12 protein-coding genes are annotated in these 15,517 nt (G+C 69.7%); 11 read left to right on the forward strand and 1 reads right to left on the reverse strand.

Annotated features, from left to right (window positions below):
• Positions 1-214 precede the first annotated feature (214 nt).
• Positions 215-1,522 carry a glycoside hydrolase family 32 protein gene (locus H1D24_RS36450; protein WP_181662020.1) on the reverse strand — a complete coding sequence of 436 codons (1,308 nt, stop codon included), beginning with the start codon at positions 1,520-1,522 and terminating at the stop codon, positions 215-217.
• Positions 1,523-1,656: 134 nt separating this feature from the next.
• Between H1D24_RS36450 and H1D24_RS36455 the strand changes: the two genes are divergently transcribed.
• The 11 genes from H1D24_RS36455 to H1D24_RS36505 all read left to right on the forward strand — a co-directional run bounded on the left by H1D24_RS36455 (position 1,657) and on the right by H1D24_RS36505 (position 15,443).
• Complete coding sequence (locus tag H1D24_RS36455) at positions 1,657-2,685, forward strand: LacI family DNA-binding transcriptional regulator (RefSeq protein WP_181662021.1); 1,029 nt, start codon at positions 1,657-1,659, stop codon at positions 2,683-2,685.
• Positions 2,686-2,904: 219 nt separating this feature from the next.
• Positions 2,905-4,200 carry an ABC transporter substrate-binding protein gene (locus H1D24_RS36460; RefSeq protein ID WP_181662022.1) on the forward strand — a complete coding sequence of 432 codons (1,296 nt, stop codon included), beginning with the start codon at positions 2,905-2,907 and terminating at the stop codon, positions 4,198-4,200.
• A 102-nt stretch (positions 4,201-4,302) separates the two neighbouring features.
• Positions 4,303-5,283 carry a carbohydrate ABC transporter permease gene (locus H1D24_RS36465; RefSeq protein ID WP_181662023.1) on the forward strand — a complete coding sequence of 327 codons (981 nt, stop codon included), beginning with the start codon at positions 4,303-4,305 and terminating at the stop codon, positions 5,281-5,283.
• Complete coding sequence (locus tag H1D24_RS36470; protein ID WP_258564613.1) at positions 5,280-6,212, forward strand: carbohydrate ABC transporter permease; 933 nt, start codon at positions 5,280-5,282, stop codon at positions 6,210-6,212. Before H1D24_RS36465 ends, H1D24_RS36470 begins: the two co-directional genes overlap by 4 nt.
• A gap of 113 nt (positions 6,213-6,325) precedes the next feature.
• The gene (locus H1D24_RS36475; RefSeq protein WP_181662024.1) at positions 6,326-7,960 is read left to right on the forward strand and encodes a glycoside hydrolase family 13 protein; all 1,635 of its coding nucleotides are present in this window, start codon (positions 6,326-6,328) and stop codon (positions 7,958-7,960) included.
• Between the two features lie 286 nt (positions 7,961-8,246).
• Complete coding sequence (locus tag H1D24_RS36480) at positions 8,247-8,984, forward strand: hypothetical protein (RefSeq protein ID WP_181662025.1); 738 nt, start codon at positions 8,247-8,249, stop codon at positions 8,982-8,984.
• Positions 8,985-9,035: 51 nt separating this feature from the next.
• Complete coding sequence (locus tag H1D24_RS36485; RefSeq protein WP_181662026.1) at positions 9,036-9,572, forward strand: GNAT family N-acetyltransferase; 537 nt, start codon at positions 9,036-9,038, stop codon at positions 9,570-9,572.
• A gap of 89 nt (positions 9,573-9,661) precedes the next feature.
• A complete protein-coding gene (locus tag H1D24_RS36490; RefSeq protein ID WP_181662027.1) occupies positions 9,662-11,158 on the forward strand; it encodes an ABC transporter substrate-binding protein in 1,497 nt (498 codons plus the stop codon).
• Between the two features lie 40 nt (positions 11,159-11,198).
• Positions 11,199-13,091: an ABC transporter permease subunit gene (locus H1D24_RS36495; RefSeq protein ID WP_181662028.1), complete on the forward strand. Its 1,893-nt coding sequence runs from the start codon at positions 11,199-11,201 to the stop codon at positions 13,089-13,091.
• On the forward strand, positions 13,088-14,413 hold the full coding sequence (locus tag H1D24_RS36500) for an MDR family MFS transporter (protein WP_181662029.1): 1,326 nt from the start codon (positions 13,088-13,090) through the stop codon (positions 14,411-14,413). The genes H1D24_RS36495 and H1D24_RS36500 overlap by 4 nt, the downstream gene beginning before the upstream one ends.
• 43 nt (positions 14,414-14,456) lie before the next feature.
• Entirely contained in the window at positions 14,457-15,443 is a 987-nt protein-coding gene (locus tag H1D24_RS36505) for a phosphotransferase family protein (protein ID WP_181662030.1), read from the forward strand.
• The last annotated feature ends 74 nt before the right edge of the window (positions 15,444-15,517 follow it).

Genomic DNA, 15,517 nt, shown 5'->3' on the forward strand with positions numbered 1-15,517 from the left:
GCCCCTATGTCAACCACCTTGTCCTAGAGCCCGTTTGGAGAATTTTCGGGTGGTCAACCTGGCACCGCTTGGCGTGTCGGTGTCACCGTCGGCACCAGCCCTCGGCATGCAGGGGTAGTGATCGCCATGCCTCTGTGTGGGATGAACGCGGGGCGCAGTGGCGCAGGGGCGCGGTTGTCCCGCTCGCCCCTGCTCACCGCCGGTGTACGCACCCTTATCCGGCGTCGGGCCAGGCCGCCGGGCCGGCCAGGCGCTCCGGTCGGGCGAGCTCCCACACTTCGGCCAGGCCGCCCGCCGCAGCCGCGTCACCGTCCAGCCGCAGTTCGGCGACCTCGGTGACCCGCAGGTCGGACCACGTCCCCACCACGCCGCCGCGGAAGACCTCGACGATGCCCGCGTCCCAGAACAGCCGCAGTGGTCCGTCGAGTCCGGCGAACGCCGCCAGGTCGACGGTCATCTCGGCGCCGTCCGGGGCACGAAGGGCGACTGTCCCCATGCCCTCCGCCGCCGAGGCGTCAAGCACCAGCTCACCGGCAATCCTTCCCTCCTCGAGGCCGGATGCACCGGCCACCGGTACCGGCGTCGAGGTCAGCCGAAGCAGGCTCAGCTCGGCGGCGGGCTCGCAGTGCAGGCGCCCGTGTCGCAGCGAGAGCTCGCGCGGCAAGGTCATGAAGCCGGTCGCCGGGCGGCCGAGGCCGGCCGGGTCCTGATGGGTGCGTATCCAGCCGAACTGGATGCGTCGGCCGTCAGGCGCCCAGTACGACTGCGGGGCGTAGAAGCGGTCGCCCACATCCGCCACGCCCGTCTCGCGCACCTCGAAGCCGGCATCCGACGCGGTGCCGGTCATCCACCACACCGCGGGCCCCTCCTCGCCGTCCTCGTGGATGACCGAGACCAACAGTGCCCCCGCACCCTCCATGGCGAAGTAGTCCGGGCACTCCCACACCGCTCCCGGCACCTTCGAGGCGGCCCGGTCCACGAAGACACCGTCGTAGTCCCACGCTCGCAGGTCGGCTGAGGACAGCGCGAACACCGAGCCCCCGTGCTCCCGGCGCGCGCCCGCGACGAGCTGCCGCCAGCGGCCGCCCTCGTGCCACACGCTGTGGTCGCGGAATTCGGTGATGTCGGCGGCGGGCGGAGCGGGCAGGAGAGGGTTGGCCGGGTCCTTGACGAAGCCCGACAGCCCGTCGTCGGCGGCACGCGCCAGGCAGGGGAGCTGGGCGTCGCCGAGTACGCCGGTGTAGAGGATCGAGACACCGCCATCGTGTTCGAACGCGCAGCCGGAGAAGCAGGCCGTCGCGTCGTATGGCGCGGTCTGAGCCGGGCCGGGAAAGAGTGCCACCTCGTGCTCGGTCCAGGTGAGCAGGTCCGGGGAACTGGCATGGCCCCAGTGCTGGTTGGTGAACTCGGTGCCGTCCGGGTTGTACTGGTAGAAGAGGTGGTGCCGCCCTTGCCAGTGGACGAGCCCGTTGGGGTCGTTCATCCAGCCTTTCGCGGGGGCATAGTGGAGCCATGCAGGCATATCGAATGTTCCTCTCATTGCGTATGAAGTGTGATGAATGACGCACGGATTGATTGGCGCGGTGGACGGTTCTCAGGGGTGGGGGCGTCTCGTACTCTTGCGGCGTGTCAACCCATGAAGATCACCGACCGAAGGTGAGAAGACCGCGCCGTGCCGATGTCGCGCGCCTGGCCGGTGTCTCGCCCGCGACCGTCTCCTTCGTGCTCAACCGGACCGCCGGGCAGACGATCAGTGACGAGACGCGGCAGCGGGTCCTTCAGGCGGTCGCCGAACTCGACTACCGCCCGAACAGGGCCGCGCAGGGGCTGCGTCAGGGACGAAGCGCGACCATCGGCTTCGTCAGCCACGACGTGGACTTCGGCGTGTTCGCGGCCTCCGCGATCAAGGGGGCGCACGAGGTGTCCATACGCCACGGCAATCTGCTGCTCCTGGTCAACACCGGTGGCTCGAACCGCCAAGCGGCGCAGCTGGTCGGTGAGCTGCTCGACCGGCAGGCCGACGCGCTGATCTTCGCCGCGTCCGGCACCAGGTCGGTGGTGCTCCCGGAGGGTGCCGGGCGGGTCCCGACGATCCTGCTGAACTGCTTCGTCCCGGATGACCCCACTCCGGCGATCCTGCCCGATGAGGTACGCGGCGGACGGGAGGCCACCCAGGCGCTGCTCGACCTCGGGCACCGGGACATCGCCTACCTCACCGGCACGGTCAGCGCCTGGGCCACCAAGGCCAGGCTGCGCGGCTTCCGCGAGGCGCTGCGCGGTGCGGGACTCAATCCGCGCGATCACACCGTGCTGTCCGGCAACTACCACGCCGACTCCGGTCACGAGCTGGTGCGGAAGCTGCTGCGGCGCGGCCTCCGGCCGACCGCGATCATGTGCGGCAACGACCGGATGGCCGTCGGTGCGCTCCTGGCGCTGCTGGAGGCCGGAATCCGCGTGCCCGAAGATGTGTCGGTCATGGGGTACGACGACCAGTTCCAGCTCGCGGCGGAGATCCGCCCGGCGCTGAGCACCGTAAGGCTGCCGTACGACGCGATGGGCCGCCTGGCCGCCGAGCAGCTGGCTGTGGGCGGGCCCGGCGTGCAGACCGGGCGCACCCTCGTGCACTGCCCGCTCGTGATGCGCGACTCCACAGCGGCCCCGGCCGGCGGGCCCGCCGGGGCCTGAGCCAGGCCGGCCCGGCGAACACACGCGGACATCCACGGATAACTCCCTCGTAACAACTTCTTGACGCATGAACAGGGGGCGGCTAACTTTCGGGCCACTAACCCGAATTAGTAGCCCGCCCCGGTGGGCTGGTGCAAGACCCGCGCCCGGCAGGCGAGGTCACCTCAGGTGAACGATGACGGCTGCCCCGCTGCCAGTTCACCCGCCAAGGAGGAACACATGCCCACACGGAAGCTGGTTCTCGGCGTGAGCGCACTCAGCGCGCTCACGCTGCTCGCCACTGGTTGCTCATCCGGCTCCGACAGCAGCGCAAGCGGCCCGAAGACCATCACGATCTGGTCGAGTATGGACCAGCCGATCATCGACGGCCTCAAGGCCAAGCTCAATCCCCGGGCCAAGGCGCAGGGCATCACCGTCCAGTGGCGCAGGGTCGACAACATCAACCAGATCATCGTGCAGAAGGTGCAGGCCAACGACGCACCCGACATCGCGCTCCTGCCGCAGCCGGGCATCATCAAGGACTTCGCGGCCAAGGGCAAGGTCACCGCGCTGGACGACGTCCTCGACCTCCCGGCACTGCAAAAGAGCATGACTGCGGGCACGTTGGACGTCGCCAAGGTCAATGGCAAGACCTACGGCCTGATGGTCAGCATGAACGTCAAGGGCCTGGTCTTCTACCCGAAGAAGGCGTTCGAGGCCGCCGGCTACACCGCTCCGAAGACCCTCGACGAGCTCAACACCCTCACGACGAAGATCAAGGCCGATGGGAAGACGCCCTGGTGCCTGGGCATCGAGTCCGGCACGGCAACCGGCTGGCCCGCCACCGACTGGTTCGAGAACCTGGTCCTGAAGTACGGCGGCATCGACAAGTACAACGAGTGGATCTCACACAAGACCAAGTTCGACTCGCCGCTGATACGCCAGGCCGCCGCTCAGTTCCAGAAGATCGCCTTCACCGACGGCAACGTGCTCGGCGGCCGCAAGTCCATCGCCAGCAACGCCTTCGGCACCGCCGGCAACGCGATGTTCAAGAGCAAGCCCGGCTGCTACATGTACCAGCAGGGCAGCTTCATCACCGGCTTCTTCCCCAAGTCCGTCCAGAAGAACCTGGACTCCGAGGTCGGCGTCTTCGGTCTGCCTCCGGCGACGGCCGGCGGCGAGAACCCCGTCGAGGGCGGCGGCGACACCGCCTCCATCTACAAGGACAGTCCTGCCGCTCGGAAGGTCATGAAGCTGCTCGCGGCCACCGACCTCGGCACGACCGCGGCGAGCAACGGCTCTTCCTTCATCTCCCCGCACAAGGACTTCCCGCTCGGCGGCTACCCGCTGAAGACCACCCAGTCTATCGCCAAGGTCGCCTACGACTCCACCGGCTTCGCCTTCGACGCCTCCGACGCGATGCCTGCCGCGGTCGGTTCCGGAACATTCTGGAAGGAGATGACGGCCTGGATCTCCGGCCAGGAGTCGCTGGACGACGCCCTGAAGAACATCGACGCCAGCTGGCCGGCCAGCTGATCACCACGCGGAAGGGCCACGGAGGGCGGCCGCAGTCGCGTCCGCCCTCCGTGGCCGCCGAACCGACCCGACAACAACTGGTGTTCGAGGAAAGGAACCGCCGTGGTCAGCCAAGTGCTCTCGACGGTGCTCACGGTGCTGGCGGGCATCGCCGCCGCCCTGGCCGTCTACTGGGTGCTCAACAAGCTCGCCGAGGCCCTGCCGGGCCGCTGGGAGAACCTGGTCAAGCCCTATTTCTACGTCGCGCCGGCGGTCGCGGCGATCGGGGTCTACCTGGTGTACCCCACGGTCATCACCGTCATCAACAGCTTCAAGAGCAGCGACGGCTCGCGCCTCGTCGGCCTGGACAACTTCGGCAAGCTCCTCGAGACACCGGCCTTCCGTCAGACCCTCCTCAACACACTGCTGTGGATAGCCATCGTCCCCGCCGCCTGCATAGTGGTGGGCCTGCTCGTCGCCACGCTCGCCGACCGCCTGACACCCCGGGCCGAGAAGGCGGCCAAGACCATCATCTTCATGCCCATGGCCATCAGCGCCGTGGGCTCTGCCACGGTATGGCGCTTCATGTACGCTACCCAGCCCGCCGGCACTCCGCAGACCGGCCTGCTGAACGGCATCGTCACCGCCTTCGGCCACGACCCCGTTCCCTGGCTCCAGCAGAGCACCCTGCACGCCAACAGCCTGCTGCTCATGGTCATGCTGCTGTGGGGACAGGCGGGCTTCTCCATGGTGCTGCTGTCCGCGGCCATCAAGGGCGTCCCCGCTGAGACCCTTGAGGCGGCCCGCCTGGACGGCGCGGGCGAGCTGCGGATCTTCTGGCGGATCATCATCCCGCAGATCCGCGGGACGGTCATCACGGTGTTCGTCACCATCCTCATCACCGTCATGAAGATCTTCGACGTGATCTACGTGATGACCAACGGGGCCTTCAACACCAACGTCGTCGGCCTTGAGTTCTTCAACCAGCTCTACACGAACTACAACTACGGCTACGCGTCGGCGATCGTCGTCATGCTGCTCATCGCCATCGTGCCGATCATGATCTACCAGATTCGCCACTTCAGGGCGGAGGAGTCGGCATGACCACCCAGACGACCCCCACGATCACTCCGGCGGCACCGCGCCGCGGCCGCCTCATCCGGCGAGACGCCCAGGCGTCCCGCGGCATGACCGGCAGGCGCAGCCCCTTCCCGGTCAAGCTGAGCGTGCTGTTCGTGTGCGCCCTGTGGATCGTGCCCACCCTCGGGGTGGTCATCACGTCCTTCCGCAGCGTCGACGCCGCGAACTCCAGCGGCTGGTGGACCCTGCTGGCCCACCCCGGCGGACTGGCCGACCTGACCACTGGCAACTACTCGAAGGCCATCGAGCAGGGCGAACTCGGCTCGGCCTTCTTCAACAGCGTAGCCATCACGCTCCCGGCCGTCTTCCTGCCGATCCTCATCGCCGCCTTCGCCGCCTACGCCTTCACCTTCATGACGTTCAAGGGACGTGACGTCCTCTTCATCGTCATCGTGAGCCTGCTCGTCGTACCGAACTACGTCGCGTTCGTCCCGATCATCAAGCTCTACTCCTCCGTGCACCTGAACGGCACCTTCCCTGCCGCCTGGCTCGCTCACATAGGCTTCGCCATGTCGCTGGCCATCTACATACTGCGCAACTACATGGCGACCCTGCCCAAGGACGTCGTCGAGTCGGCCAAGATCGACGGCGCGAGCCACTTCCAGACCTTCTACCGGCTGATCCTGCCGATGTCGGCTCCCGCGCTGGCGTCCTTCGCGATCTTCCAGTTCCTCTGGGTCTGGAACGACCTGCTCGTCGCCCTGATCTTCGTGGGCCCCGGCGACAAGCAGCCGATCACGATCGCGGCCAACAGCCTGCTGGGACAGCAGGGCACGGGATGGGAGCTCGTGACGGCCGGCGGCCTGTTCTCCATGCTCGTTCCGATCCTGGTCTTCCTGACCCTGCAACGGTACTTCGTCCGCGGCCTCACCAGCGGAGCCGTCAAGGGCTGAGACGAGCCGTGGCTCCTGGCACCGAACGGACGGTGCCGGGAGCCACGTACGACGCTGCCGCAGTCTCCGTCCTCACCCCCACACGCACACCGAACAGTCAGGAACCCAGCAAAGTGCGCACCACAACCGACTCCTGGTGGCGCTCCGCCGTGATCTACCAGGTGTACATACGCAGCTTCGCCGACGGTGACGGCGACGGCACCGGCGACATCGCCGGCCTCCGCTCTCACCTGCCCTACCTGGCCCACCTCGGCGTGGACGCCATCTGGATCAACCCCTGGTACCCCTCACCGCTGGCCGATGGGGGCTACGATGTCTCGGACTACCGCGACATCCACCCTGACTTCGGCGCTCTCGACGAGGCCAAGCAGCTGATCGTGGAGGCTCACGAACTCGGCCTGCGCGTGATCCTGGACATCGTCCCCAACCACACCTCGGACCAGCATTTCTGGTTTCAGCAGGCGTTGGCCGCGAGGCCCGGCTCCCCGGAGCGGGAGCGGTACATCTTCCGCGAGGGGCGAGGCGAGGACGGCTCCCTGCCGCCCAACGACTGGCACGCGGCCTTCGGCGGCCCCGCCTGGACCAGGACTTCCGACGGCCAGTGGTACCTGCACCTGTTCGCCCCCGAACAGCCCGACCTGAACTGGGACAACCCCGAGGTCCGCGCCGAGTTCGAGTCGATCCTGCGCTTCTGGTTCGATCTCGGCGTCGACGGTTTCCGCATCGACGTCGCCCACGGCATGGTCAAGGACCCCGCCCTGCCGGAACTCGGCCTGCCGGAGTTCTGCGTTATGCCAGATGAGGGTCAGGAAAACCACCCGCACTGGGACCGCGACGGCGTCCACGACATCTTCCGCAGTTGGCGCGCTGTCGCCGACAGTTACCCCGACCGCCGCGTCTTCGTCGCCGAGGCCCACGTCCGCCCCGGCCGCCTCGCCCATTACCTCCGCCCTGACGAACTCCACATGGCCTTCAACTTCGACTTCCTCAAGTCTCCCTTGGATGCCGACAAGTTGCGTACGGTCATCGACCGCAGCATCAACGACCTCGCCGCCGTCGGCGCCCCCGCCACCTGGGTCCTGTCCAACCACGACGAGACTCGCCACGTCACCCGCTACGGCCGCGCCTACACCGGCGTGACGACGCGGATGCGCGACCAGGGACACCCCTCCTCCGACCGCACCCTGGGCACCCGCCGCGCCCGCGCCGCCGCCCTGCTCATGCTGGCCCTGCCCGGCGGCGCGTACATCTACCAGGGCGAGGAACTGGGCCTGTACGAGGTCGAAGACCTCCCCGAGTCGGTCCTCCAGGACCCCACATGGGAACGCTCCGGCCACACCGTACGAGGCCGAGACGGCTGCCGCGTCCCCCTCCCCTGGACCGGCGACACCCCGCCCTTCGGCTTCGGCCCAGCCGGGTCCACCCCCTGGCTCCCGCAGCCCGAGGACTGGAAGTCCTACACCGCCGAAGCCAACCAGGCCGACCCCACCTCCATGCTCCACCTCTACCGCGACGCCCTGCGTCTGCGCCGCACCAACGCGGGCCTGAGCGGCGAGGAGTTCCGCTGGCTGGACAGCCCGGACGGCACGCTCCTCTTCGGACGAGGCAACGGCCTGCTGTGCGCGGTCAACCTCTCCGACGAGCCGGTCCCGCTCCCCGGCGCCTGCAGTCCCCTCCTCGTATCAGAACCGCTCGACGACAACGGGCTACTGCCTCCGGACACCACGATCTGGCTGTACGAGGACTGATGAACCACAACGGCGGGGCGCACCTGCCGACATCCGCGCGCACCCAGATCTGGCCGAATCCGCCAAGGCCTGTCCGGTGTTCCTCCCTGCCCACGAACGGGGCATGCCCGCGGCGCCGGTAATTCAGTAGCTCATGCCCCACCTGGGCGATACGGTCCACCCATGCGCTGATCTCCTGGGCGGCGGCCGAGTGCCGCCGCGGACGGTGCGGGTGCGACCCCGGCAGACCGGGGCCGTCCCTGCAGGTACGCCCCCGTCGCCTTCCTTGCACTCCGGAGATCACCCGATGGCTATTCAGCAGCCCTTCACCTATGACTCATTCGTCGAACTCGCGACCGCCGACTCCGCAGTAGTCGGTCTCGTCCTCAAAGGTTCCCACGCCCACGAGGGCATGACGACGGAGCACTCGGACCATGACCTGTATGTGGTCGTCGCGGATGGCGCCACCACGGATCTCACTCGGTTCGCCGGCCACCGCACGGCCGCACTCGACCTCATCGTCCTCACCCTCTCCGAATTCCGTGAAGCCGGAATGCCAGGCTTCGAGCGCTACGCCCTCGCCCGCGCCCAGATCGTGCTGGACCGGCTCGACGGAGGAATCGCTCAGATCCTGGCCGCCAAAGCGCGGCTCGACGCCGATGAAGCATTCCGCGACGCGGACGGGTGGCTCGATGCCTATGCCAACTCCCTCTACCGCTCCGTCAAGAACGACCGTGACGGGCATGCACTCGCCGCCCGCCTCGACGCCGCCGACAGCATCCGGTTTCTGCTCGAACTGCTCTTCGCGCTCGACCGTCGCCCCCGCCCCTACAACAAGTACCTGGAGTGGGAACTCGCCTGGTATCCGCTGCCGGACTGGGGCGCCGACCTGCTGCTCGAGGCCGTGGACCGCATCTCTGCCACGGGTGACGTGTCTCTGCAACGGCGCCTCTTCGCCCGTGTCGAGGCAGCGGCCCGGGGCGCAGGACACGATGCCGTCCTGGACGCGTGGGGTGAGGACCTGATGCTGATGCGACCGCAGTAGCGCGCCCAAGCCGCCTATCGAACACACACCCTTAATGCATATGATGTGCAGGTGCGTGATTTCAGCATTAGAGCGGCGACCCTCGACGACCTCGACGGCGCGCGCGTCGTGATGCTCGACACCGTCTACCGCGACTTCGGCACGGGATACATCCCGCGCTGGCACCGCGACATCATCGATCTGCAGGGCGCATATCTCGCGCCCGCGCGGCACACTCTGCTGGTCGCGGTCGACGAGCGGAACGGTGCGGTCGTCGCGACCGGGGCGCTGGACTCCCGAGGGCCGGCCCATCCGCCGAATCCGCGGTGGCTGGCCGAGCGCTACCCGTCGGGGGAGACCGCTCAACTGCGGCGGGTGTACGTACGTCCCGAGCACAGGCGGCGCGGGCTTGCCCGTCAACTGGTGGGTGAACTGCTGGACTTCGCGGCTGCGGAGGGCGGCTATCGGGCGGTGTACCTGCACACGGATCCGGCCGTGCCGGGCGCCGAGGCCTTCTGGCGATCGCTCGGCAAGGTGGTGTGCGACGAGCGACAGGAGCAGCCCGACGGCGGGCAGCGGATCGTCCACTTCGAGGTTCCCATCGCTTGATGAGACCAACTTCCAAGCGTTCCGATGCCGGTTCGCCCTCCACAGCCGCTTCCCGACAGCGATCCCACCCCTGCAAACGAACGAGGACCATGCGCTCTGTCCGCCGTCGCCGGCTCATCGCCGGCCTGCTGCTTTCGCCACTTCCCTCCGGCTGTTTCGCCTCAGGCGGCGACGCCTCGTCAGCCGATTCCCCTGACGGCGGGCGCCTGCGCGTGGCGCTCGCCTTCCCGCCCGCCGAGCGCTTCTCCCCGTACGGCGCCGACGCCACTCTCCTCAGTCGGCTCGGCGTCACCGAGGGGCTGACCAAGCTCGACGCCAACGGCAGCGCGGCACCCGCACTAGCCGAGTCCTGGAAGCGGGAAAGCGACCGCACATGGGTGTTCACCCTGCGCGAGGCGACGTTCCAGGACGGCACCGACGTCACGTCGTCCACCGTCGCCGCCTCCCTCACCCACGCGACCCAGGCCAGGCCCGCACCCGCCGCGCTGGCCGGCGCCACGCTCACCGCGAAGGCCGCGGCCGACCAGCAGGTGCGGGTCACCACCGCGGATCCCGACCCGGTCCTGCCGCTACGGCTGTCCAGCCCCGGTCTGGCGGTGCTGTCGGCAGGGGCGTACGAGAAGAAGGGCGCCGTCAGTCCGGTCGGCACGGCCACCGGACCCTTCGAACTCACCAAGGTCAACGGCACGACCGCGGCCACCCTCGACCGCTTCGACGACTACTGGGGCGGCCGCGCCCAGGCCTCCGGGATCGACGCGACGTTCACCGCCGACGGCATGGCCCGTACGAACGCCCTCCGCACCGGCGAGGTGGACATCGCCGAGGCGATCCCTGTCTCCCAGGCCGCGTCTCTCGACGAGGGCACCGGCCGCGAGACGGCCACGATGCGCACCACGAGCCTGCTGTTGAACACCACGTCCGGCCCGTTCGCCGACGAGAAGCTGCGGGCCGCCGCCCGCGAGGCCGTCGACACCTCCGCGCTCGCCAAGGGCGTGTACGAGGGACACGCGGACCCCGGCCAAGGCATCTTCGGACCGGCCCTGACCTGGGCGGAAGGCAAGCGCGTCACGCCGTCCGGCCGCGTGCGGGCAGCGGACCCCAAGGGCACCTCGATCACCCTGGCCACGTACGACAACCGGCCCGAACTGCCCGAGGTCGCCCAGGTGCTCGAGCAGCAGCTGGAGGGGGCCGGCTTCACGGTGAAGCTGGAGGTCCGCGAGTACTCACGCCTCGAAAGCGACGTACTGGCCGGGAAGTTCGACGCCTTCGTCTCCGCCCGCAACACCATGCTCGACACCGGTGACCCCGTGTCGATCCTCGCCGGCGATTACACCTGCGACGGCAGCTACAACCTCGCGCTGCTGTGCGACAAGAAGGTCGACCAGGCCGTCGCCCGGGCCGAGGGTGAGGCTGACACCGCCAAGCGCCAGGACGCGACGATGGCGGCCGAGGCCGCGATTCTCAGCACCGACGCCGTCGTTCCGCTCGTCCACCAGCGGATCGTCACCGGCGTTCACGCCTCCGTGCGGGGCGCGATGCTCGACCCGTACGAGCGCACGCTCGTCGGCACCGGCACCCGACCCTGAGCAGCGCACACGACGAACAATGCGGATACGCGACGAAACCATGGGCATACGGACGACGCTGCGGACATGCGCCCGGGGTGGCGGGCCGGTACTGATCTGGCGCATCGCCCTCGCGACCCTCTTGTTGTGCGGCATCGGCCTGCTGCCCTGGCTGACGCGCACCAACCCGGCGCTCACGGTGCTCAAGGCACGGTCGGCGGAACGCGCCCCGACTCCTGAGGTGCTGACGGCCATCCGCGACGAACTCGGGCTCGACGCAGGACCGTTGCAGATACTCGGGCAGTGGCTCGGCGGACTGCTGCTGCACGGCGACGCGGGCAGCTCGTGGATCTCCGGCGCCGAGGTACTGCCCTCCGTCGTCCAGGCCCTCGGCGCGTCGTTGTTGCTGATGGCCGGTGCGCTGGCGGTCGCGGGCGCCACGGCACTCGTGCTGTGCGCTCGCACCCTGTGGCTCGGCTCGCGGGGCCGGCTCGCCCGGCGCCGGACCGGTGGGAGCGGAGCCGCTCTGCTGGCCGCACTGCCGGAGTTCCTGACCGCGTCCGTGCTCGCCACCATCGTCGGCGTCCAGCTGGGCTGGCTGCCCGCACTCGGCTGGTACGGGCCGCAGTGGATGGTCCTGCCTGCGCTCTCGCTCGGCCTGCCCGCCGGAGCGGTGCTCGGCCGCATGCTCGACGACCTGCTGCCGGGCGCCTTCGCCGAGCCGTGGGCCCTGGCCGCCGCCGCCCGAGGACTGCCCGGCCGGAGCATCGCCCGTCAGGCGCTGCGCCGCTGCGTCCCCGGAGTTCTGCCGAACCTCGGGCTGTTCGTCGTCGGCCTGACCGGAGGCGCGGTCGCCGTCGAGCAGATCTTCGACATCCCCGGGCTCGGACGGTCCACCCTGCAGGCCGCTGTCGCCCAGGACCTGCCCGTCCTCCAGGCCGGAGCCCTGGCCCTCGTCCTGCTGGCCGCGGCCTCCGGGGGACTCGTCCGCCTCGTGGTCCGGCTCCTGACCGGCCCGGCACTGCGGGACGGCGCCCTCCAGTCACTTCACCGCCCTTCCCCGCCCGCACCCCGGGTGCTGCCTCTGCTCTACGGCGCCGCACTGCTCGCCGTCGTCGCCCTCGGTCTGCCTCGCGATCCACTGGCCCTCGACACCAAGGCTCGCCTTCAACACCCTTCTGCGGAACACCCGTTCGGCACCGACGCCCTGGGGCGCGACGTACTGGCCCGCGTCGCCCACGGCGCCCTCGACACCCTCACACTCGCCCTCGCGATCAGCGCCGTCGCCCTCCTCACCGGCGTCGTGCTGGGCTTTCTGCCCCGTCTCTCCGGGCCACTCGTCGACACCGTCAACGCGATCCCGCCCGTACTCGCCGCACTTCTCGTCACCGCAGTCGCAGGCAGCGGCCCGGCGACGCCCGCCCTGGCCGTGGCGGCCGTCGCCTGGGGGCCCCTCGCCGCACACACCTCCGCCCTGCTGCAACAGGAGCGCGCCACCACGCACCTGCTCGCGACCCACGCCCTCGGCGCAGGCCCGCTCCACCTCCTGCGCTACGAGTTGCTGCCCGCCGTACTGCCGCCCGTCACCCGCCACGCCCTGCTCCGGCTTCCCGGAACCGCCCTGGCCCTCGCCGCCCTGGGCTTCCTCGGCCTGGGCGCCGGGCCGCCAACGCCTGAGTGGGGCCTGCTCCTCGCCGAGAACCAGCCCTACGCCGAACGTGCCCCCTGGGCGGTCCTGGCCCCGGCCGCCGTCCTCGCCCTGCTGGGCGCACTCGCGGTGACCGCGGCGGACGGCGTGCGGTGGCCGCGGCCGCCCCGGCGGGCAAGGCCACCCCGGGAGCGCCGCCCGGGCACCCTCCCCGACCGGATTCTGTCCGAGCCCGACCAGCCGCACGCCGGGGCGACACCGACGCCCCGGAAAGAAGCCGCCACCGTACGAGAGGGTGCCCGATGACCGAACAGCCCGCCCGAGCCCTTGCCCGCCTTCGGCCGGGACGCGGTGCGCCCGCCGCCACCACGCGCACGGCCGACCGCGCCAAGCCGCACCGCGAGCGCACCTGGCGCACCCTCTCACCCCTCCTGCGCCTGCTGATCCTGACCCAACTCGCCTTCAACATCGGCTTCTACGCCGTGCTGCCCTTCCTGGCCGAACACCTCGGCACGGCCATCGGGATGGCAGGCTGGCTGGTCGGCCTCGTGCTCGGGCTGCGGACCTTCAGCCAGCAGGGACTGTTCGTCGTGGGCGGCGCGCTGACCGACCGGTACGGTGTCCGGCCGGTGGTGCTGACGGGCTGCGTGCTCCGCATCGCCGGCTTCGCCTGGCTGGGATACGCGGAACAGACCTGGTCGGTCATCGGAGCCGTCCTGCTGATCGGCTTCGCCGCCGCGCTGTTCTCACCGGCCGTGGAGTCCGAGGTGGCGCGGCAGGCCCTGCGCCGGGAGGAGGCGGGCGGCGGCTCCCGTACGCACGTACTCGCCCTGTTCACCGTCGCGGGCCAGGCCGGCGCGTTCGTCGGCCCGTTCCTCGGCGCGATGCTGCTGTCGGCGGACTTCCTCGCGGTGTGCCTGGCCGGCGCAGGGGTGTTTGTACTCGTTCTGTCCGGGCACCTGTGGCTGCTCCCGCGGCACACTCCCGGACGGGCGGAGCGGCCGAAGGTGTCCGGCGGCACGGCGACCCTGCTGCGCAACCGCCGCTTCATGCGCCTGTGCGGCGCATACGGTGCCTATCTGCTGGCGTACAACCAGCTCTATCTCCTCCTCCCCGACGAGGTGGAGCGCGCGGCGGGCTCACAGGCGCCGCTGGCGTGGCTGTTCGCCCTGTCGTCGCTGCTGGTCGTCACCGCCCAACTGCCGGTGACGCGGTGGACGGCGGACCGGCTCGGCCTGCGCCGGTCCATGGCGGCCGGCATGCTGCTCATCGCCGCCGGGTTCGCCGTCGTGGCCCTGGCCCGTCCCGCCGCGTGGACGGGAACGGCGGGGCTGCTGCCCCTTGCGGGCTTCGTCGTCCTGCTCACCCTCGGCCAGATGCTCGTCGCGCCCGCCGCCCGCGCCTGGGTGCCCGACCTCGCCGAGGACGGCAGGCTCGGCCTCTACACCGGTGCGATGTCGTCCGTATCCGGCCTGATCGTGCTGGCCGGCAGCGCGGGAGCCGGATCCCTGCTCGACACCGGCCTGCCGCCGGCTGCGCCCTGGCTCGTACTCGCGGCCGTCGCCGCGGCGTCGATCGCACTGCTGCCGCACCGGAGCGAGCGGGGGCAAAGGTCCACAGCACGCTGAATAACCGTGCGCGCGTCGGCACGGAATTGAGTACGTTCCCCGGATGCGTAGATTCGCCGAAACCGAGGACCTGTCAGCAGTGGTGCGCGACGCGCTGGGGGCGGGATGCCGGATCGCCGGGGTGGACCGGTTGCGTGGGGGAAGCAAGAAGGGGGTGTACCGGGTCCGGCTCGACGGGGGCGGGAAGGCGAGTGTGATCGTCTACCGATGGGCGGAAGACGAGAACTTCTGGCCTGGGGCCGCCGTGCCGGATCCAGCGAACCCGTTCTCTTCGGCCTCAGGCCTGGAACACTTCCTCACCGCGCAACGCACGCTGGACGGCCTCGGGGTGCGGGTCCCGCGCGTACTGCTGGCAGATGACAGCAGACTGCGGTTCGCGGCGGACGTCGCCGTGGTCGAGGACATCGAAGGTGGCACGCTGGAAGCACTGCTCGAAACCGACCCTGGCCGCGCGGCGGCGACCCTGGACGACCTGGCTCGGACACTCGATCTGATGGCGCGCCACCAAGCGCCGCATTACGGGAAGGTGGGCCTGCTGGAGAAGGGCGGTGTCTCCCGAGGAAGCTCGTGCGAGCAGTTGGTTCTCGACCGCGCGCTCCGGCATCTGGAAGAGGCGGCGGGCCGCGACACCAGGATCAAAGCGGCCCGCAGCCGACTCGACGAGCGTCTGCAGGAGCTCGCGGCGCTGGTGACCGCGCGCAACGAATACGGGCTGATCCACGGTGAACTCGGCCCCGACCACGTTCTGGTGGACCGCGACGGGCGTGCCGTCCTCATCGACATCGAGGACCTGATGTACTTCGACGTCGAGTGGGAGCACGTGTTCCTCAGCCTCCGTTTCCACGAGCGCTACGAGACCCTTGCACGGCCCGGTCTCGACCCGCAGCGCCTCGGCCTCTACGCGTTGGCCATGCGTCTCTCCCTGGTCGCCGGCCCTCTCTGCCTCCTGGACGGTGACTTCCCCGACCGGGAGGCCATGCGGGGGATCGCCGAACACAATCTGCGGGAGGCTTTGGCCCTGCTCCCGTAGCCCCGCCACGCGACAGCGTGCGGTTGTCGCCCGTCCTCCCTGCATCCGCGTGAACCGACGGACCACTCGGAGCG

The sequence above is a fragment of the Streptomyces himalayensis subsp. himalayensis genome (assembly GCF_013778455.1).
GTDB classification, from domain to species: Bacteria; Actinomycetota; Actinomycetes; order Streptomycetales; family Streptomycetaceae; genus Streptomyces; species Streptomyces himalayensis.

Excerpts from the sequence above, each read along its gene's own strand:
- H1D24_RS36450 (WP_181662020.1), bottom strand. The coding sequence starts at position 1,522 with ATGCCTGCATGGCTCCACTATGCCCCCGCGAAAGGCTGGATGAACGAC.
- H1D24_RS36460 (WP_181662022.1), top strand. The coding sequence starts at position 2,905 with ATGCCCACACGGAAGCTGGTTCTCGGCGTGAGCGCACTCAGCGCGCTC.
- H1D24_RS36470 (WP_258564613.1), top strand. The coding sequence starts at position 5,280 with ATGACCACCCAGACGACCCCCACGATCACTCCGGCGGCACCGCGCCGC.
- H1D24_RS36480 (WP_181662025.1), top strand. The coding sequence starts at position 8,247 with ATGGCTATTCAGCAGCCCTTCACCTATGACTCATTCGTCGAACTCGCG.
- H1D24_RS36490 (WP_181662027.1), top strand. The coding sequence starts at position 9,662 with ATGCGCTCTGTCCGCCGTCGCCGGCTCATCGCCGGCCTGCTGCTTTCG.
- H1D24_RS36495 (WP_181662028.1), top strand. The coding sequence starts at position 11,199 with ATGGGCATACGGACGACGCTGCGGACATGCGCCCGGGGTGGCGGGCCG.
- H1D24_RS36500 (WP_181662029.1), top strand. The coding sequence starts at position 13,088 with ATGACCGAACAGCCCGCCCGAGCCCTTGCCCGCCTTCGGCCGGGACGC.
- H1D24_RS36505 (WP_181662030.1), top strand. The coding sequence starts at position 14,457 with ATGCGTAGATTCGCCGAAACCGAGGACCTGTCAGCAGTGGTGCGCGAC.